This is a genomic window from Novipirellula herctigrandis, from assembly GCA_007859835.1.
Classification (GTDB): Bacteria; Planctomycetota; Planctomycetia; order Pirellulales; family Pirellulaceae; genus Novipirellula_A; species Novipirellula_A herctigrandis.
This window is the reverse complement of record SJPJ01000001.1, coordinates 6945098-6961664: the sequence shown is the minus strand read 5'-3', so window position 1 is coordinate 6961664 and position 16567 is coordinate 6945098. Positions and strand designations below refer to the sequence as shown.

The window sequence follows — 16567 nt, the reverse complement described above, 5'->3', positions numbered from 1 at the left end:
TCAAAGGGTTACGAATTCTATCGCTTTCCCGTTGAGGCCTCGTCGTGCCTCATTGCCATGTTTCAGTGCAAAATCGATGTCTGTGCCAGATTTCATTTCCATGCATTCGTGCATGGCTTAGGCGACAACCGAAGTATTTTTCCTTGTATCGGTTGCGTGTTTTTCCGCGGCATGCTTCCCGCTGCCGGATTTACGTTTGTCCGCCTCAATCCTGCGGCCAAGAAGCAGCGAACCAAATTCGCTCGCCGCTTTACTAAGTTGCCCTGATCGACGAAAAATGATTCCGAGAGGCCGTTTCATCTTTAGCCCGCGACATCCAACCACTTTCAAGGATCCATTCGCCGTTTCGCGACGTACGGCCGCTTCGGGCACAATCCCAAGTCCACGACTCGCTTGAATCATGCGGATCATCGAATCCGCATTATCGAACTCCACGCGGACATCAGCCGTCACGCCAGCCTTCAACAGATATTGGTCGATTTCTTTGCGAAGCGTTAAGCCACGCTCGAAACCAACCATCGCTGTTCCCTGCAAATCAATGAGGGCAAGGTTGGTGCGGTTGGCAAAATGGTGTTCGGCCGAACAAACCAACCGCATCGGCTCTTGCTGCCACATCACCGATTGCAGCGACTTTGAATTCTTCGGAAAGCTCACCAGACCGAAATCGACTTCACCGTCCGCCGTCATTTCGACCACACGCTCGCTCGTTCCAAAAGCCAGCTGCACATCGACTTCGGGGTGCAAACGAGCAAATTCTTCACTCGCGTCGGGCAAGTAGGAAAGCCCAACAGAGTAAATCGTACCAATTTTCAGCTGTCCGCTCAATTTCTCGCCAAGTGTAGCAACCTCTTGTTCAAGTCGGTGCAATTGGCGGAGGACATTGCGAAGCCCGCGGACGTAGGTTTGGCCGGCGGTCGTGAGAACCAGAGGCCGCTTGGAGCGATCAATCAGCTGGGTACCGAGCGAATCCTCTAACTGGTGCATCGCCTGGCTCACGGCACTCTGCGTCAAATCATGCTCGGCCGCAGCCTTGGAAAAGCTGCGTTCTTCGGCGATTGTGCAGAACAGTTCGAGGTTTCGCAGATGCAAATTGAGGCCTTGCCTTGATAAGCCAAGTTAATACTACGGACCGGCGTCCGCAAACGAGCTTATGCAAGGTAAACAGCCGATCTGGCCACGTCAAGTGAGTCAGCGGCGAAGATTGCCGCACCACGGGGCTCCCCCATGCGAGGAAGCCGCACGCCAGCCCGATCAGCTAGCGCCCGAATGCCGCCAGTTGTGAAAGCGTGCTGGAAGCAGCTTCGAGTAGACAATGGTGATTATTCCGCCACCAATAAACGCCCAGGGCATCCAATCCTTCGGTCGAAAGACGGTGGCCTCTTCCGCTGGTGAACCGGTTGGGTCCAAAAAACTGATCGGTTTTGCGGTTGCTGCCTCGTAGAGGGTGGCCGAATCGATCATCAAAAATTCGATTCCCACGATGATTGCCATGATCCCAAGGGCAACAAAAACGGAACGCCACATAGTAAAGCCTTGCCTAGAGAAACCCGTGCCAACACCACTCGCGCAAAAAGAGCGTGCCTGTCTTCGTTGGATTTCGGTTGCCAGAGGGCTCCAATGCCAGCATTTGACCCGATGGCTTTACAACTGACACAGCCCGCACATCAACCCGCATGCAACTCTAGCGCATGCAACTCTCGCGAGGACGCGAACCGATCCTTGTCGCATGATGTCAGTCAAACACGCATCGAATCTTAGCAAGAGATACCGATCATGCCGGTCGTGCCGTTTGCGCAAAGCGTGCCGAGACACACTTGCTACGAAGCGAGTGTTTCTTTTTTGCAACATCCGTCCTGTTCCCTCATCGTGTTCTAGATTTCGTTGGAAACATTGCGTGCATACCACGAGCGTGCAGGCAATCCAAACGAATCTCTGGGGGGGAACACATCCATGATCAAATTAACGCGACTGGATGGCGAGCCGTTTGTGCTCAACGCCGAACTGATCCGGTACGTCGAACGACGTCCCGATACGTTCGTTACGTTGACCTCGGGTGAGCGAATCGTGGTCCGCGAAACACTCGACGATGTCGTCGACAAAGCGGTCCGGTATCAACAGCACAAGCACTTGATGCCATCTCCACAGGTCGTTCTTCGCCCCGAAATTGGCACAAGCACAGCAAACCCAACCAACTCCTAAAATCCCAACTACGCTGCATCGCTATGGACATCGCTAGCCTCATTGGCTTGATCTTGGCAATCGGACTGATCGTCGGATCGATTGCACTTGGAAATGCACCCTTCACCGCCTTTATGGATATCCCATCCGTTTTGGTCGTGATCGGTGGTGCAGGCGCAGCTGCGTTAATCTGCTTTCCGCTTGGCAGCATCCTGCGTTCACCGATGATCGCGGTCAAGGTGTTTTTGAATAAGAGCGAAGACCGTCTGTCCCTCGTAAAGCAAATTGTCGAACTTGCCGAAACGGCTCGCCGGGACGGTTTGCTCGCACTGGAATCCAAAGTGGGCGATATCGAAAACCCACTGGTTCGAACCGGCATCCAAATGGCGGTCGACGGCAGCACCCCCGAAGTGGTGGAAGAAGTGCTCCGTACCGAAGTCAACGCCATCGCGGTGCGGCACAAAGAAGGCAAAGGCATCATGGACCAACTCGGACGTTTCGCACCTGCCTATGGCATGATCGGAACCCTGATGGGATTGATCATGATGCTTCAAGATATGAGCGATCCATCGGGCATTGGTGCCGGGATGGCGGTCGCGTTGATCACGACGCTTTATGGAGCGATCGCGGCAAACGTGTTTTTCAGCCCTTTTGCCGAAAAGCTCGGGCTATTGAGCCGTAACGAGATGGTCAGCATGGAAATTGCAATCCGAGGTGTGATGGCAATCCAACAAGGCGAAAGCCCGCGAGCGATTGATCAGAAACTCCGCACGTTCTTGCCACCGAAACAACGCGAAGCTGAGTAACGATTGCCATGGACTTAGAAGAAGAAGAAATCGGCATCCCGGAATGGGTAGTGACGTTCGGAGACATGATGAGTTTGTTATTAACATTCTTCATCATGCTTGTATCGCTGAGCGAAATCAAAGAAGAAGAGAAATACCAATCGCTTGTCGATTCCATGAAACGGCAATTCGGTTACGCACGGACGATCGAAGCGATCGCGCCCGGTGACTCGCGACCGCGAACGCAAGCGTTCAGCGTGTTGTCAACAACCGGTCGCGCAAAGAAAAAAGATACCGCCAAGGGGGGCGTTCCTGATAAAGCACCATCGGGTGAAGACCCGTTGGTACGCATCGTCCGACCAGGACAAATGACGGCGGTCGGTTCGGTGATTTTGTTTGAACTCGGTTCCGACAAATTAAGTGTTTCAAACCAAATAGCACTCAAAAACGTCGCCGAACAACTGCGAGGTAAACCGCAAAAAATCGAAGTCCGCGGTCACGTCTCGGCCGAATATGCGGCACGGACAGTCGGAACCGATGAAGCAATTCAACTCGGTTTCCGTCGAGCCATCGCCGTGAGGCAAGTTTTGGTCAATCGGGAGGGACTCGAACCATCACGAATCCGCGTCTCTTCAGCTGGTGAGAGCGAACCGATGCATCGAGCGGGCGGCAGTGTTGCGATTGCCCGTAATCCTCGCGTCGAAGTGTTCCTTCTTGATGAAACCGTCGAAGATTTGCATGGAACCGTCGAAGAACGAAATGCGCAGCAAATCCAAGCATCCGATTCCAACACGGAGAGCGACTAATGGCAGATAAAACGAAAAAGACCGCAGACGAATCCGCCGCATTCGAGCCGCAGGCCAAATCAGGAACAAGCCGCGGCTTGATCATTGCCTTTGTTGCAACCATCGTCTTGATGGAATCGGCAATGTTCTTTTTCATGGTGCCTAGTGCCGAAGAAGTCAGCGCATTGGCCGAAGCCAAGCTAATTGAATCGGTCCAAGAAGGCGAAGAAGAAGCCGAAAAACAAGAATCGGATGAAAACGAGGTAAAAGAAATCGCACTCGGTCAATTCGGGGAAACGTTTAGCCCGATCGATACCGAACGTGAATACCGTGTCGAATTGAGTCTCTACGGTTTGATCCGCAGAAAAAACTCGGAATCAGTGGAACAGGAATTCGAGGAAAAACAAGGCCGACTTCGCCATGCAATTCGCATGAAAATCCGAACAAGTGCCCTGACGGAACTGCAAGAAAACCAATTGGGGTTGCTTGAACGACGAATATTGACGACATGTAATCACTTACTCGACAAAGATTACTTGCTCGGAGTTGGATTTCACGACTACCAACTGATCGAAGAGTAATTTTCGCCAAGTGTGAAACATTGCTGTGAAACAACGCTGTCCATGGAAGGACGTGTGACTGTGCCCGATTCAAACAAACCTGATAATGCAGCCACCGAAGTCGACAAACCTGTGCCCAAAGACCAAGAAGAACATCTTGGTATGGACGACATCGAGAAACTGCTTGCCGAAGCATCCGGGTCACTCGACCAAGCGGCTGAAAAAGGTGCCGAGAGCTCAAAGGAACCCGAACCCTTTAATCTCGGGAATTTGGAACCAGACGATGGGGGCGGCGAACGTCAACCCATTGACTTGCTCGGCGAAGTGGAACTCGATCTTCGCATCGAATTAGGCCGCACCCAAATGAGGCTCGAAGAAGTCCTGCAACTTCGTGGTGGTTCCGTGGTCGCACTGGATAAGCTAGCCGGTGATCCTGTCGATATTTTCGTAAATGGAAAATTGATCGCACGCGGTGAAGTGCTGGTGATGAACGACAACTTCTGTATTCGTGTGACGGAGTTGGTCAATGCTTAGCAGGCACCATTTGACAATCAACGCTGCGATCTATACCGCGATGCTTGCGTTTGCAATGGTAAACAGCAACGCAAACGCTCAATCAGCTCACCCATCGGCACTGGCCCCATCGGCACTGGCCCCATCGGCCTATCCTGCTCCTTCCAAAGAGGACTCCTCCCAGGATACCATGCCAAGAGTCGTCACGGTCACACGCGGCTTTCCTTCCCTTTCCAATCGAACGACGATCGAACCCGACGCGAGCACTCCGCCGGAGACGGTCGACAATGGTTTTGCTTCGCCAACCGTCACGGTTTGCTCTAGCCTAGCGGTCGTGCTTGGCCTATTTGCTGGATTCGTTTGGCTGACCCGTCGATTTGGTGTTAACAGTTCCTCACAACGCGGCTTGTCAAATGAAGTCTTCGAAACGCTCGGCAGTACTTCCATTGACGCGCGCACCAAAGTAACCCTGTTGAGGTGTGGCAGTCGCATCTTGATCACGGCTCAAACGGCCACGGGAATCCATCCGTTGTCGGAAATATCGGACGCCGAAGAAGTTCGCTCACTTCTTGCCGCCTGTAACTGTCAATCAAAAAATGCGTTCGCGTCAACTTTGCAATCGCTCGAAAAAGAACCAGTACAAAAAGGGTTTGTCGCCGCCGAAGCAGCACCCGCAAACGCCGCCCGAAGCCGTGGCCGCTTGTTTGCCAGCGCATAAGAGGGAATCGGTTAGTCGCGTGCAATTCCTCCTTGCCTAATCCCTGCTTGCCTAATTCCTATTCCTCCATTTCTTCCCCTCCCTGCGCGCCCTGGGTGCTAGACTTTGATGCCTGTAACGAGGTCCATAAGTCAAAGTCTGCCCCTATTCCGCCCCGGGAGTGTTCAAAATGTCAGGCGATTTTAATCGGCGCGTGCCCGAAGATCGTGAAAAGTTGCGTCGAATGCTGCAAGCTGGTGGCATCGGTGCCGCCATCATCTTTGGTATTGCGTCCCTCTGCCTTCTCGCGATCTGGGGTTTCTTGTATTGCCGGATCGAAGTTCCCAGTCGTCATATCGCCGTGCTAACCAAGAAAACGGGCGCGGAACTGACGAATAATATCGAGATCGTCTCGACGGCCGATTTCGAAAAGTTCAAAGGCATCCAAGAGAAGGTTCTCACCGAAGGCCGCTACTTCTACAACCCATGGAAATGGGACTGGGATATCGTCCCACAAGTGGAAGTGCCGGAGAATCGACTCGGCGTCCGCATCCGTCTTTATGGCGACGACCTTGGATACGGAAACCTGATCGCCGCATCGGAATCGGAAAAAGGAATCTCTGCGGAAGTCCTTCGTCCGGGTCGTTATCCGATCAATGCACTCACATACCAAGCGGGCACCAAGCCTAGTATCACGCGTGACAACTACATCGAACTAGTTGAACTACACGAACCCGTTGTGATCCCAGCGGGATTCATCGGCGTCGTCACACTGTTAAGCAGTCAGCCAGCGGACGATCCGAATCAATTGATCATTGAAGACGGACGGCGAGGTGTGCAGAAAGAAACACTCGATCCAGGCGTCTATTACATCAATCCCTACGTCGAGCGAATTTCGCTAGTGGATTGCCGAAGTCAACGATTCAATCTTGGCACTGGTGGCGAAATGGGATTCCCAAGTCGCGACGGTTTTTGGGTCAAACTTGATGGTCGAATCGAATTCCGCGTCGATCCCGAACGTGCCGCAGAAGTCTTTGTTACTTACAACGATTCGAGCAACGATAGTGGCAGCGACGCACGTGTTGAAGAAGAAATCATCCAAAAGATTATCCTTCCCAATGCTCGATCCTTTTGCCGCCTCCGAGGTAGCGATCATTCGGGGCGAGATTTCATTTTGGGGGAAAAGCGATTGAAGTTCCAAGAGGACTTCCAACGCACACTCGAAGCGACTTGTAAGACACAGGGGATCGAAATTGTTCAAGCCCTGATCACACGAATTTCGCCGCCGCAACAGATCGCTGAACCAGTTCGAATGCGTCAAATTGCGTTGCAATTGGGCGAGCAGTACCAGAAAGAAATCGAACAACAAGAAAGCGAAAAAGAACTTCGCATCGAGCAAGAACTCGTCAAGCAAAAGCAAGCGCTCATTGAGGTGGAACAAGAAGTCATCACCATCACCATCGAAGCGAAACGACAACAAGAGGTCGCGGTGATCGAAGCCAACCAACGCAAAAAAGTTGCCGAGGTCGAATTAGCCGCCGCCGAAGACGAAGCAAAAGCGATCACCGCTAAGGGAACCGCGGATGCCGAAGTAATCCGGTTTGGCAACAAAGCCGTCGCAGCGGGATGGCAAAAATCAGTGGAAGCATACGGCGGCAGCGGCGATGAATTTGCTCGCTGGGTGATGCTCAAGAAGCTCGCACCAAGTTTCCAAGAGATGATGGTCAACACATCCGATAGCCCGCTGATGAATATCTTCACCGAATTCAGCGATACATCAAACATGATCGCCAAGGCCGCCGACGTCGACCCGAAAACCACCGACTCCATTAGCCCGACCGAAGCAGGAGAACAAGAATGAGTTTAAAAAGACACAAATCGACAATCGGGATGGCGTTCTCGTTTGTTTGGGTCGTCATCGCCCTGTTTTTCTGTTTCCAATGGTTCCTCTGCCGAATCTACGTTCCCGAGGGCCATAGTTTGCTTTTGCAATACAAGGGTCCGCTGATCGGAACCGCCGAGGAACCTGAACCCGGCCGCCTTGCGCACGGCAGCGAAGTGGGGGTCCACGAAACCATGCGAGGTCCAGGTCGCCATTTCATCAATCCGATTTATTGGAAACGAACGATTGTGCCAGATGTGGTTATCCTGCCCGGCGAAATAGGAGTAGTAACCAGTAAGATAGGCAACGCGTTGCCATCGGGCGAATTCCTTGTCGATGGAGATTTGCAGGGTGATTCACGTGTTACTCACCAAGGTATCTTGCGAAAAGTCTTTGGGCCCGGTCGTTACCGAGCGAACCCGTACGCCTATGAATTCAAAATTATCGAACGTGAAACGACTCGGTCCGGTGGTCAAGAAAAGACTAGCGGCTGGGTTGAAATCCCCACCGGTTACGTGGGAGTCGTGACGATGCAAGCGAGTAACCCAGCACTGGATATTTCCGCAGGCATCCAAGACAAAGTGATGCAACCTGGCTTGTATCCGGTCAATCCACGAGAACAACAAATCGACATCATTAACGTCGGTTACCGCGAAACAAGCATCCAGGTCGAACAACAAATCGAACCGAGCGGCAACGTGAAGTACGACGCACAAGGCGAACCTCTGGCAACACCGGAAACCGGCATCAATTTCCCCAGCAACGACGGATTCGATATCCAACTCGACTTCTCCGCGATCTGGGGAGTCATGCCTCGCGATGCGGCGCAGATCGTACGTACGTTCGGTAACATTGACGCGGTGGAAAAGAAAGTCATCGAACCACAAAGTGAAAGCATTTGTCGAAACAATGGATCCAAAATGGGAGCCGTTGAACTGCTCGTCGGGGAAACTCGAGAAGCATTTCAAACGGACGTCAGCACCGAGTTTCGCGATGTTCTTTCCGACAAAAACGTAACGCTTCAATACGGATTGGTGCGGCATATCTATATTCCGCAAAACGTCCGTGAGCCAATCCAAAAAGGTTATGTTTCCGAAGAGTTGAAACTGACTCGCGACGAAGAAACAAAAACGGCGAGAATTGAGGCGAATCTTCGTGAAGCAGAACAAAAGGTGGAACTTGAGGCCGAGCGAGTTCGCGTGGATACCGATCGGCTCAAAGCGAGCGTCATGGCCGAAGGGGAAAAGGAAGCGAAAGAGATTGAAGCGGAAACCAAACAGTTGATCGCAGCAATCGACCGCGAAACCGCTGACTTGGATGCATCCAAAACGGTCTTACTGGGTCGCGCCGAAGCCGAGGCAAAACAAATGAGCGAAGAAGCGACGGCTGAAAAATTTGGTCTTGCTGTCGGTGCCTTTGGTTCACCGACTGCGTTCAACAAATGGGAGTTCGCTGAACAATTGCCCGACAGCATCGACTTGAAACTGTTCTACGCTGGCGAAGGAACCTTGTGGACCGACCTCAAAACGGTCACCCCCACCATTTCCCTCGATTCAAAGTAACAAGATTCAAAGCTGACTAGCGATATCTGAAATTAAGAATTTGAATGGCAGTTTTCCGCTTCGAGCGACTATCGAAGGGATGGACCTAGCAAGGACGACCACCAAGTGGTCGTCCTTGGACTTGGTGTCTTCGTCTCAAGACAATGCTCTATGCTTGGCACGGGACGGTTTTGTGATTTGGCACGGGGCCATGACCATGAAAACCACTCGGGCCTTTTCTATGGGGGCCTTTTCTATGGGGGCCTTTTCTATGGGGGCCTTTTCTATGGGGGCCTTTTCTATGGGGGCCTTTTCTATGGGGGGGCACGATTTCGGTTGAGTCTCCTGATTAAGATGCGTGACCCCAGGCTGGTTGGCCAGCGCGATCTGTTCACTTTTTAGCCCACTGGTTGCGCCGATTGCCTTGCGGAATCCGATCCACTACAACTTTCGCGTTGAGCCCCAACCATATTTCTCATTTTTCGGCCCCAAATTCTTGGAAACACTTCCTGGAACAGACTCGGACGTGTTCTCCCGCCGGCAACCTCGCGCATTTTATGAACTTACTTTCGATTGATGATTTGACGATTGGCTTTCGTGGACCGTCGCTGCTGGAATCCGTATCGGCCAAAATTGATTCGGGCCAACGCATTGGATTGCTCGGTCGCAACGGAGCGGGCAAAACAACGCTAATGCGTATTCTCACGGGCGATGTGGTCCCGGATCACGGCAGCGTGACGATTCGCCCCGGTACACGGATCATGCGATTGTCTCAAAGTGTCCCTCGTGATTGGACCGGAACCGTCAAATCGGTTGTCCTCGGTGATGACTATGATCCCCACGATCACGACGAAGCTTGGAAGCTCGATCATGCGGTGGATTCGACCTTGTCGCGAATGCAACTCGATCCCGACGTCGCGTTCGAAACCCTTTCGAGTGGATTGAAACGCCGCGTCTTGCTCGCCCGAGCGATTTCACGCGAACCCGATGTGTTGCTGCTTGATGAGCCAACCAACCATTTGGATATCGCTTCGATTTTGTGGCTCGAAGAATTCCTAAGCCGCTGGGAAAACACACTGATTTTTGTCACCCACGACCGGTCATTCCTGCAAAACCTAGCCAATCGAATTTGGGAGATTGATCGAGGCCGACTGTTCGATTGGTCCTGTGACTACAAGACCTTCCTTGCTCGCAAAGAACAGGCTCTCGCGACCGAAGAAAAACAAAACGCACTATTCGACAAACGACTTGCCGAAGAAGAAGCATGGATTCGTCAGGGGATCAAAGCACGCCGGACCCGAAACGAGGGCAGGGTACGAGCGCTCAAAGCGATGCGATTGGTGCGAAGCGAACGAAGGAACAATGAAGGAAAGGCGAAGTTGAATTTGCAGGATGCGCAACGCAGTGGTGCGCTCGTTGCGAAACTGAAAGACGTTTCGTTTTCCTACGGTGATCTTCCAATCATGCAAAACTTCTCGACCACGATCATGCGCGGCGACAAGGTTGGAATCATCGGCCGAAACGGAGCTGGAAAATCGACTCTGCTGAAATTGCTGCTCGGACAACTGGAACCGACCGAGGGAAATGTGCGCTTGGGAACAAATTTGGCCATCGCCTATTTCGATCAACTCCGCGATACACTCGATCCGGAAAGAACCGTCGAGGAGAATGTCGGCAACGGCGCGGACCGCATCCAAATTGGCGACAAGACCAAACATATCATTGGCTACTTGCAGGATTTCCTGTTCACACCCGAGCGAATTCGTACACAGGTGAAGTTCCTTTCCGGTGGCGAACGCAACCGCGTCTTACTGGCGAAATTGATGACTCAGCCAGCCAACGTGATCGTGCTCGACGAACCGACTAATGACCTCGACGCTGAAACGCTCGAAATGTTGGAGGATCAATTGGTTGAGTTTTCGGGCACTGTCTTGATGGTCAGCCACGACCGGACGTTTTTGAACAATGTCGTCAGCAGCACGATTGTGTTTGAAGAAGACGGCGTGAACGAATACGTCGGCGGATACGATGAATGGCAAGCTGCTGTTCAAAGAAGGAACGAACAACTATCCGAAACACCAGAGCCGGCTAAAAAGAAGCTAACGCCGGCGGCCGAACAACAAACGAAACCAGAAACGAAGAAGCTATCCTACAAAGAACAACGCGAATTGGCGGAGCTTCCTGCTCGAATCGAATCACTCGAAGCGGCGATAGAGAAACTTCATCAAACGATGGCCGATCCTGGTTTCTATCAAAGCGAAGGCGCAAAGATTGCAGAAGCAACTAACAAGCTCGCGGAATTAGATCAACACCTTGCGAATGCCTTTGCGCGTTGGGAAGAATTGGAAGCCTAGGCCGGATGATTCATCGGTCGCACAACAAAACCGGCGGCCCCCCCTGTTTTGACGCTCCGACCATGAGTGGTCTAACTTGGAAACGTCATCGGAGCAATTCTGCCAAAGCGAGTCGAGTCGATCTGAGATCTCATCGCGGTCGCCCACGATGATCCAATACCGATATCGATAGGTGGATTGTGGTCCGAGCAAGACACGAGCGACCGGTGCGAGATGCATACAAGGACCGGCCTTGGGATCGTCACTAAGTCCGACACCATGTGGGCCGAAATTCCAATGCTCCGTGGAGGTCGGACTAAAAATGGCGATCCCTTGTCCGCCCGGTTCAAAACATGCCATCGCATGGCGCAGTGGCAATGCTCGCCCCCATGGTGGTCCGGGCGGTTGAACTTCGTCTTTCCATTTGCCATCGCCAAGATAAGATTGCACGACATCGAAATTTCGGGTGAAGTAGCAAGCGGGAATCTCTTGGGGACTCCGTATCGCCGGCCCCCAACGGTCGGAGCTTTGACGCTTGCAGGCGAGTTCACATTCCACCACAACGACGTTGGGCATCGATGGTTCGAATGAGGTCCACTGCCGCATCGATGCGGTAGCCTCCTGATTTGGCATGTCCCAAAGTTTAGGGATCGTTTCACTTTAGATTTGATCGGCTTTTATGCGGACTTTCCTGACACGAGCCCAGGAACCGACGCCACCACCCTGAATGGGATTCCATGACCAAGGACTCCAAGCCGGGCTCTGCCCGCCAGTTTGTCGATCAATCCGTTTGCCGGCATAATGGGACTGCTGGATCAATCGCCCAAGGTCGCACACGTTTACCATATTCTTCGGATAGTCTTTTGATAACAGCCAAGTGATCGCGGCTCCCTTGGTGCGATCGACACCGATTTGAGTGAGTTTGTTGTCGAGCTTCACCACACCCGTAGCCTGCCCTTCTTCCTACAATCCATCTGCGTGGGCAACAAAACCGCTCAACGGAACGAGAGACAAAAACGCAAGAAGCGATTTCTTTGTTAACGCAAACATAGTCAGATTCCGATGTGGGGAAGGATCAAATTTGGAGAGCATGCCGATGAATACTGCTTGAAAATGGCTGTTTCATCACTGCATCGCACTCATCTGCCACCAACTTTCGCGCGACGTGCTTTACACTCCTGCGTCAGGGCGACCATTTACCATCGCAGAATTGGCGGGTCCGTTGGCTGGGCATCACGAACCATCACCGGCAATTGCCGCGAACATCCGATGGCGTTGGCTTCGGGAGCCTCCCATAATGTTTGCTGCGAATCCGTTTCGTACTCGGTTCCATTGATGCGAATGTTCATTTCACATGCGATCAAACCGAACGCTTTGACGCGAACGTTTGAATTCTTGATCGTTACGTTGATATGGGAATTGGATGCATCATCATGCGCATGAAATAGCGAACCATTCGGAGTGTCGATGCTGCAATGATCAAGCAAAATGGTTTTGTCATATTTGCCAGCCCGCGCAACGATAGATGCATTCAATGGGCCTCGACCAACATTACCGTCGATTTTGACGTTGCGAAACACACCCTGGGCTCCGCTTCCATAGTCTCCCCATCCAAATTGGATCGGCACCGCATTGATCCCCACCACGATCGTCGTATTGGTAACGGTCACATCGTTGTACACTTTGATGATGTCGTCTCCGGCGTCAAAGTGGCACTCATCGACGGTTGATCCCGGACCACCTTCGAACCCATCACTATGATTGTGATACGCGGGGCGAGTTTCAAGGAAATCGCAGTTGCTGACGTGGACAGGACAGTGACCACCGCGAATAAAAAAGCCGCGTGGATTCTTGAATGTCAAATTCTTAATCGTAATCGTCCCTTCACCATAGCCTTGGATGGTACAGACTTGGAATGCTTTGATGCCATGGTTTTGCGGCCAAGCCTGCTGGTTAGTCCCAAAGAAACCAGATCGCTCGCGGTCAAGTCCTTCAATCGTGCAGTCGCCCCGAAGGTGAAGAGCGCCATTCACCATGACATTCCTTCGGACAACGATCCGCTTGATCGATGGAGGCACGTTCCAAATAAAACTTCGATTAGAGTCGTCGAACGCGATCACCCCCGATTGTGTGAAAGTCACGGTCTCATCTTGCTGAGTGATTTTGCCGCTGAAGTGTTGGCGAAGTTGATCGACCGACTGCGTCGGAATCGAAACCCGACGACCACTCGCGACGCTCCCCATCACCACAATTGCACTGCACATCGCGGTGACAATAATCAAATAGTTGCACGGTCTTTCAAAGAGAATTCGCATCGCGTGGCACCAAACGGAAGGCGGGAATTGGATCGGCTAGTTTAGTCGATCGACCGCGCTGAAATTGATAACCGCGAAAAGATTGTTGTCGGCGTGGCACTCGCCAGAAGGCGAGAATGCAGCAGTGCGTCTTTTCGACATTCAATTAAGTCGGTAGCAATGATCACGTGCTTGGTCACACCACAAAAGAGTGAACTCCAACGTCCCTATAGCGATAGGCTTAAGAATCGTCGGCATCGACAATTTTCTTGTCGTTGGTGTACAATTCTTCGACCCAATCGCCTACGAGATTTCTGGCACCATCCGCTTCAAATACCTCATCCGCATCGCAACAAGGGTTTACGAATGTTCAAAGGACTTGGAAATTTAGGAAACATTGCCTCGATGATGGGGTCGCTCCAGCATCTGCCGGACAAGATGCGTGAGCTGAATGAACAGATGAAGCGTGAAACGGTAAGCGGATCGTCATCCGATGGTCTCGTTAGTGTTGTAATGAACGGAGTCGGCCAAGTCCAATCGGTTCAAATCTCACCCGATCGCCCCGACTCCGAATCTGAATTGGAATCATTAGTCATGGAAGCGACCAACGCCGCAGGAGCTGCTGCAAAACAGATGTATGCCGATGCGATTAGCCAAATGGTCAACGACATGGATTTGCATGTGCCCGGCTTGGACAGCATTCTCGCCCATCTAACCGGTGGTTGATTTCTTCGATGGGTGACGATTCCTCAAAGCGATTCAGCTCGAATAACCACGCCGGCGCGGTCGCTGAATTAGTCGAAAACTTGGGCCGATTGCCTGGCATTGGGCGAAAAAGTGCCGAGCGGCTGGCTTTTCATTTGCTCCGGGTTAGCGAATCCGAGGCGCTTGCGCTTGCCGATTCCATCCGACGTGTCCGCAAAGATGTTCGCTATTGTTCCGCGTGCTTCAATTTGGCGGAAACGGACTTATGTGCCATTTGCTCCGATCCAAGTCGTGATACGACAAGGATTTGCGTTGTCGAGCAACCCCGCGACCTGATGAGCCTCGAACAATCAAGTGCCTACAAGGGTCTCTACCACGTTCTTCTAGGGCGAATTGCTCCTTTGGATGGCATTGGTCCCGATCAATTAACAATCGACGCATTGGTCGACCGGATCCGAGCCGGTGGGTTCAACGAGGTGATCATGGCGACAAACCCTACCGTAGAGGGGGACGGCACGTCACTCTATATCTCAAATTTGCTAAGCGAGTTTTCCGTTCAAATGACGCGGCTAGCGAGGGGCATCACCGCAGGAAGTGTTTTGGAATATGCCAATCGGGAAATGATTGCCGATGCACTAACTGGACGACAAAAGCTATAATATTCTTGCTCGCTGGCACGAGTTGTGCTGATAAGATGATATCTCGGTCTTCCAACTGACATTTGCACCCCGGGAGTGCCGGCGGAATCAGCGAGAATTACTAGAATCACGTTACCTCTTTTTGTTGAGTATGTAGTAATGCGGATGTCGATGGGCTTTCAAGCCCGACAAATGCAGGTCCAGAAACTGGCACCACGGATGATCCAGTCGATGGAGATTCTGCAGCTTCCGATGCTTGCATTACAGGAACGGATCGAGCAGGAGATGAATGAAAATCCCCTGCTAGAGCAACAGGATGTCGATCCGGCTGAGCCCGACAGCATGGACGACGAAGCCCCGTCGGCGGACACACGCAGCGAAAATGAAAAGGAATTGGTGGTCGATAACGATCATGACAACCAAGAGGATTTCGAGCGTTTGCAGAACATGGTCAATGATCTGCCGAGCACGTTCGACGATTCATTCCGCCGCTCGTCCAACCGGATGCAGGAGGACTCTGACCGGCGGCACGACCTGATGGCCAACGCTCAATCGCGTCCCGAATCGCTCAATGATTTCCTACATCACCAATTGTCCGAGATGGATATTGATGATCGCGTCGAAAGAATTGCCGAACGAATTATCAGCACCCTCGACGCCCGCGACGGTGGATACTTGCGCACGCCGCTGGCAGATCTATTGCCCGCCGGACATACCGAAGAAGACCTTCAAGTTGCCGAAAATGGACTCAAAGTAGTCCAATCGCTCGAGCCGGCTGGAATTGCCGCTCGCGACCTGAGCGAATGTTTACTGAACCAACTCTCCCCCACGGCTCCGTTTCACGACGAAATGAAGACCTTGATCAAGTCGCACTTGGTCGATTTGGCGGAGAACCGGTTGCCACAGATTGCCAAAAAAACCGGATTCACCATCGAGCAAATCCAACTTCTTCGCGAAGAACTACACACGCTCAATCCCAAACCAGGCGCAGCGTTCATGGAGACTTATGTCCCGAACGTGACACCGGATATTATTCTTGAACAAGACGACGAGGGGGAATACAAAGTCCGCCTCGACGACGACCGCGTGCCAACTCTATTTATTAGCGAGTACTATCGCAGCCGACTACAGGATCCAAAGAGTACTCCCGAAGAGCGTGAGTTCATCAAACAAAAGATCAGCAGTGCTCAATGGCTGATTGATTCGATCGAACAACGCCGAAGCACGCTAACAAAGGTTGCCGAAGCGATTGTCGAACACCAAAAACGCTTTCTGGACGAAGGCCCCGAAGCAATCGAACCACTGAAGATGCAGCAGATCGCGGACAAGGTTGGAGTCCATGTCACGACCGTCAGCCGCGCCGTCGATGATAAGTGGATCCAAACTCCCCGCGGCATATTGCCTCTGAAACGTTTCTTTGTGGGTGGCACACAAACCGAAGATGGCGACGATGTCGCTTGGGATACGATTCGCCTGAAGCTGCAAGAGTTGATCGACAAGGAAGACAAGAGCGATCCTTTCAGCGACGAACAATTGGTCGAAGAGCTAAAAAAAGCGGGCATGACCGTCGCTCGCCGAACCGTAACCAAGTACCGAAAACGAATGGCGATCCCAAGCAGTCGCCAACGCCGCGACTGGACGTTGGTAAAGAAGTAA

Annotated in this window: 17 protein-coding genes; 12 read left to right on the top strand and 5 right to left on the bottom strand. The window is 52.2% G+C overall.

The window, feature by feature from the left end; genetic code table 11:
- Positions 1 to 117: 117 nt before the first annotated feature.
- The gene (locus CA13_RS25420) at positions 118 to 1089 is read right to left on the bottom strand and encodes a LysR family transcriptional regulator (protein WP_146401475.1); all 972 of its coding nucleotides are present in this window, start codon (positions 1087 to 1089) and stop codon (positions 118 to 120) included.
- Between the two features lie 162 nt (positions 1090 to 1251).
- Positions 1252 to 1524, bottom strand: coding sequence for a hypothetical protein (locus tag CA13_RS25415; protein WP_146401473.1), 273 nt, complete (start codon positions 1522 to 1524; stop codon positions 1252 to 1254).
- Between the two features lie 426 nt (positions 1525 to 1950).
- Between CA13_RS25415 and CA13_RS25410 the strand changes: the two genes are divergently transcribed.
- The 9 genes from CA13_RS25410 (at position 1951) to CA13_RS25365 (ending at position 11295) form a co-directional block, all read left to right on the top strand.
- Complete coding sequence (locus CA13_RS25410) at positions 1951 to 2199, top strand: flagellar FlbD family protein (protein WP_146401469.1); 249 nt, start codon at positions 1951 to 1953, stop codon at positions 2197 to 2199.
- Between the two features lie 23 nt (positions 2200 to 2222).
- The gene (locus CA13_RS25405; RefSeq protein WP_146401467.1) at positions 2223 to 2984 is read left to right on the top strand and encodes a motility protein A; all 762 of its coding nucleotides are present in this window, start codon (positions 2223 to 2225) and stop codon (positions 2982 to 2984) included.
- Between the two features lie 8 nt (positions 2985 to 2992).
- Entirely contained in the window at positions 2993 to 3769 is a 777-nt protein-coding gene (locus CA13_RS25400; protein ID WP_146401465.1) for an OmpA/MotB family protein, read from the top strand.
- The gene (locus CA13_RS25395; protein ID WP_146401463.1) at positions 3769 to 4329 is read left to right on the top strand and encodes a dihydrolipoamide acetyltransferase; all 561 of its coding nucleotides are present in this window, start codon (positions 3769 to 3771) and stop codon (positions 4327 to 4329) included. Before CA13_RS25400 ends, CA13_RS25395 begins: the two co-directional genes overlap by 1 nt.
- A gap of 60 nt (positions 4330 to 4389) precedes the next feature.
- On the top strand, positions 4390 to 4842 hold the full coding sequence (gene fliN, locus CA13_RS25390; RefSeq protein ID WP_419194805.1) for a flagellar motor switch protein FliN: 453 nt from the start codon (positions 4390 to 4392) through the stop codon (positions 4840 to 4842).
- The gene (locus CA13_RS25385) at positions 4835 to 5539 is read left to right on the top strand and encodes a FliO/MopB family protein (RefSeq protein WP_146401461.1); all 705 of its coding nucleotides are present in this window, start codon (positions 4835 to 4837) and stop codon (positions 5537 to 5539) included. Before fliN ends, CA13_RS25385 begins: the two co-directional genes overlap by 8 nt.
- A gap of 169 nt (positions 5540 to 5708) precedes the next feature.
- A complete protein-coding gene (locus CA13_RS25380; RefSeq protein ID WP_146401459.1) occupies positions 5709 to 7379 on the top strand; it encodes an SPFH domain-containing protein in 1671 nt (556 codons plus the stop codon).
- Positions 7376 to 8962: an SPFH domain-containing protein gene (locus tag CA13_RS25375; RefSeq protein WP_146401457.1), complete on the top strand. Its 1587-nt coding sequence runs from the start codon at positions 7376 to 7378 to the stop codon at positions 8960 to 8962. Before CA13_RS25380 ends, CA13_RS25375 begins: the two co-directional genes overlap by 4 nt.
- 536 nt (positions 8963 to 9498) lie before the next feature.
- A complete protein-coding gene (locus tag CA13_RS25365) occupies positions 9499 to 11295 on the top strand; it encodes an ATP-binding cassette domain-containing protein (RefSeq protein WP_146401453.1) in 1797 nt (598 codons plus the stop codon).
- On the opposite strand, the gene CA13_RS35650 is transcribed toward CA13_RS25365, so the two are convergent.
- The 3 genes from CA13_RS35650 to CA13_RS25355 form a co-directional block, all read right to left on the bottom strand.
- Positions 11242 to 11907, bottom strand: a complete 666-nt coding sequence (locus CA13_RS35650) for a hypothetical protein (RefSeq protein ID WP_419194804.1) — start codon at positions 11905 to 11907, stop codon at positions 11242 to 11244. The two genes, CA13_RS25365 and CA13_RS35650, sit on opposite strands and share 54 nt — an antisense overlap.
- A gap of 27 nt (positions 11908 to 11934) precedes the next feature.
- Complete coding sequence (locus tag CA13_RS35645) at positions 11935 to 12213, bottom strand: hypothetical protein (RefSeq protein ID WP_419194803.1); 279 nt, start codon at positions 12211 to 12213, stop codon at positions 11935 to 11937.
- Between the two features lie 257 nt (positions 12214 to 12470).
- Positions 12471 to 13589, bottom strand: coding sequence for a hypothetical protein (locus CA13_RS25355; protein WP_146401451.1), 1119 nt, complete (start codon positions 13587 to 13589; stop codon positions 12471 to 12473).
- A 345-nt stretch (positions 13590 to 13934) separates the two neighbouring features.
- Between CA13_RS25355 and CA13_RS25350 the strand changes: the two genes are divergently transcribed.
- The 3 genes from CA13_RS25350 to rpoN all read left to right on the top strand — a co-directional run bounded on the left by CA13_RS25350 (position 13935) and on the right by rpoN (position 16567).
- Entirely contained in the window at positions 13935 to 14294 is a 360-nt protein-coding gene (locus CA13_RS25350; RefSeq protein WP_146401449.1) for a YbaB/EbfC family nucleoid-associated protein, read from the top strand.
- A gap of 8 nt (positions 14295 to 14302) precedes the next feature.
- Complete coding sequence (gene recR / locus CA13_RS25345; protein ID WP_146401447.1) at positions 14303 to 14932, top strand: recombination mediator RecR; 630 nt, start codon at positions 14303 to 14305, stop codon at positions 14930 to 14932.
- 138 nt (positions 14933 to 15070) lie between these two features.
- Positions 15071 to 16567 carry an RNA polymerase factor sigma-54 gene (gene rpoN, locus CA13_RS25340; protein WP_419194802.1) on the top strand — a complete coding sequence of 499 codons (1497 nt, stop codon included), beginning with the start codon at positions 15071 to 15073 and terminating at the stop codon, positions 16565 to 16567.

Bases quoted from the DNA above. Each gene is read 5' to 3' on its own strand.
- CA13_RS25415 (WP_146401473.1), bottom strand. From the start codon at position 1,524: ATGTGGCGTTCCGTTTTTGTTGCCCTTGGGATCATGGCAATCATCGTG.
- CA13_RS25410 (WP_146401469.1), top strand. From the start codon at position 1,951: ATGATCAAATTAACGCGACTGGATGGCGAGCCGTTTGTGCTCAACGCC.
- CA13_RS25405 (WP_146401467.1), top strand. From the start codon at position 2,223: ATGGACATCGCTAGCCTCATTGGCTTGATCTTGGCAATCGGACTGATC.
- CA13_RS25400 (WP_146401465.1), top strand. From the start codon at position 2,993: ATGGACTTAGAAGAAGAAGAAATCGGCATCCCGGAATGGGTAGTGACG.
- CA13_RS25395 (WP_146401463.1), top strand. From the start codon at position 3,769: ATGGCAGATAAAACGAAAAAGACCGCAGACGAATCCGCCGCATTCGAG.
- CA13_RS25385 (WP_146401461.1), top strand. From the start codon at position 4,835: ATGCTTAGCAGGCACCATTTGACAATCAACGCTGCGATCTATACCGCG.
- CA13_RS25380 (WP_146401459.1), top strand. From the start codon at position 5,709: ATGTCAGGCGATTTTAATCGGCGCGTGCCCGAAGATCGTGAAAAGTTG.
- CA13_RS25375 (WP_146401457.1), top strand. From the start codon at position 7,376: ATGAGTTTAAAAAGACACAAATCGACAATCGGGATGGCGTTCTCGTTT.
- CA13_RS25365 (WP_146401453.1), top strand. From the start codon at position 9,499: ATGAACTTACTTTCGATTGATGATTTGACGATTGGCTTTCGTGGACCG.
- CA13_RS35650 (WP_419194804.1), bottom strand. From the start codon at position 11,907: ATGCCAAATCAGGAGGCTACCGCATCGATGCGGCAGTGGACCTCATTC.
- CA13_RS25355 (WP_146401451.1), bottom strand. From the start codon at position 13,589: ATGCGAATTCTCTTTGAAAGACCGTGCAACTATTTGATTATTGTCACC.
- CA13_RS25350 (WP_146401449.1), top strand. From the start codon at position 13,935: ATGTTCAAAGGACTTGGAAATTTAGGAAACATTGCCTCGATGATGGGG.
- recR (WP_146401447.1), top strand. From the start codon at position 14,303: ATGGGTGACGATTCCTCAAAGCGATTCAGCTCGAATAACCACGCCGGC.
- rpoN (WP_419194802.1), top strand. From the start codon at position 15,071: ATGCGGATGTCGATGGGCTTTCAAGCCCGACAAATGCAGGTCCAGAAA.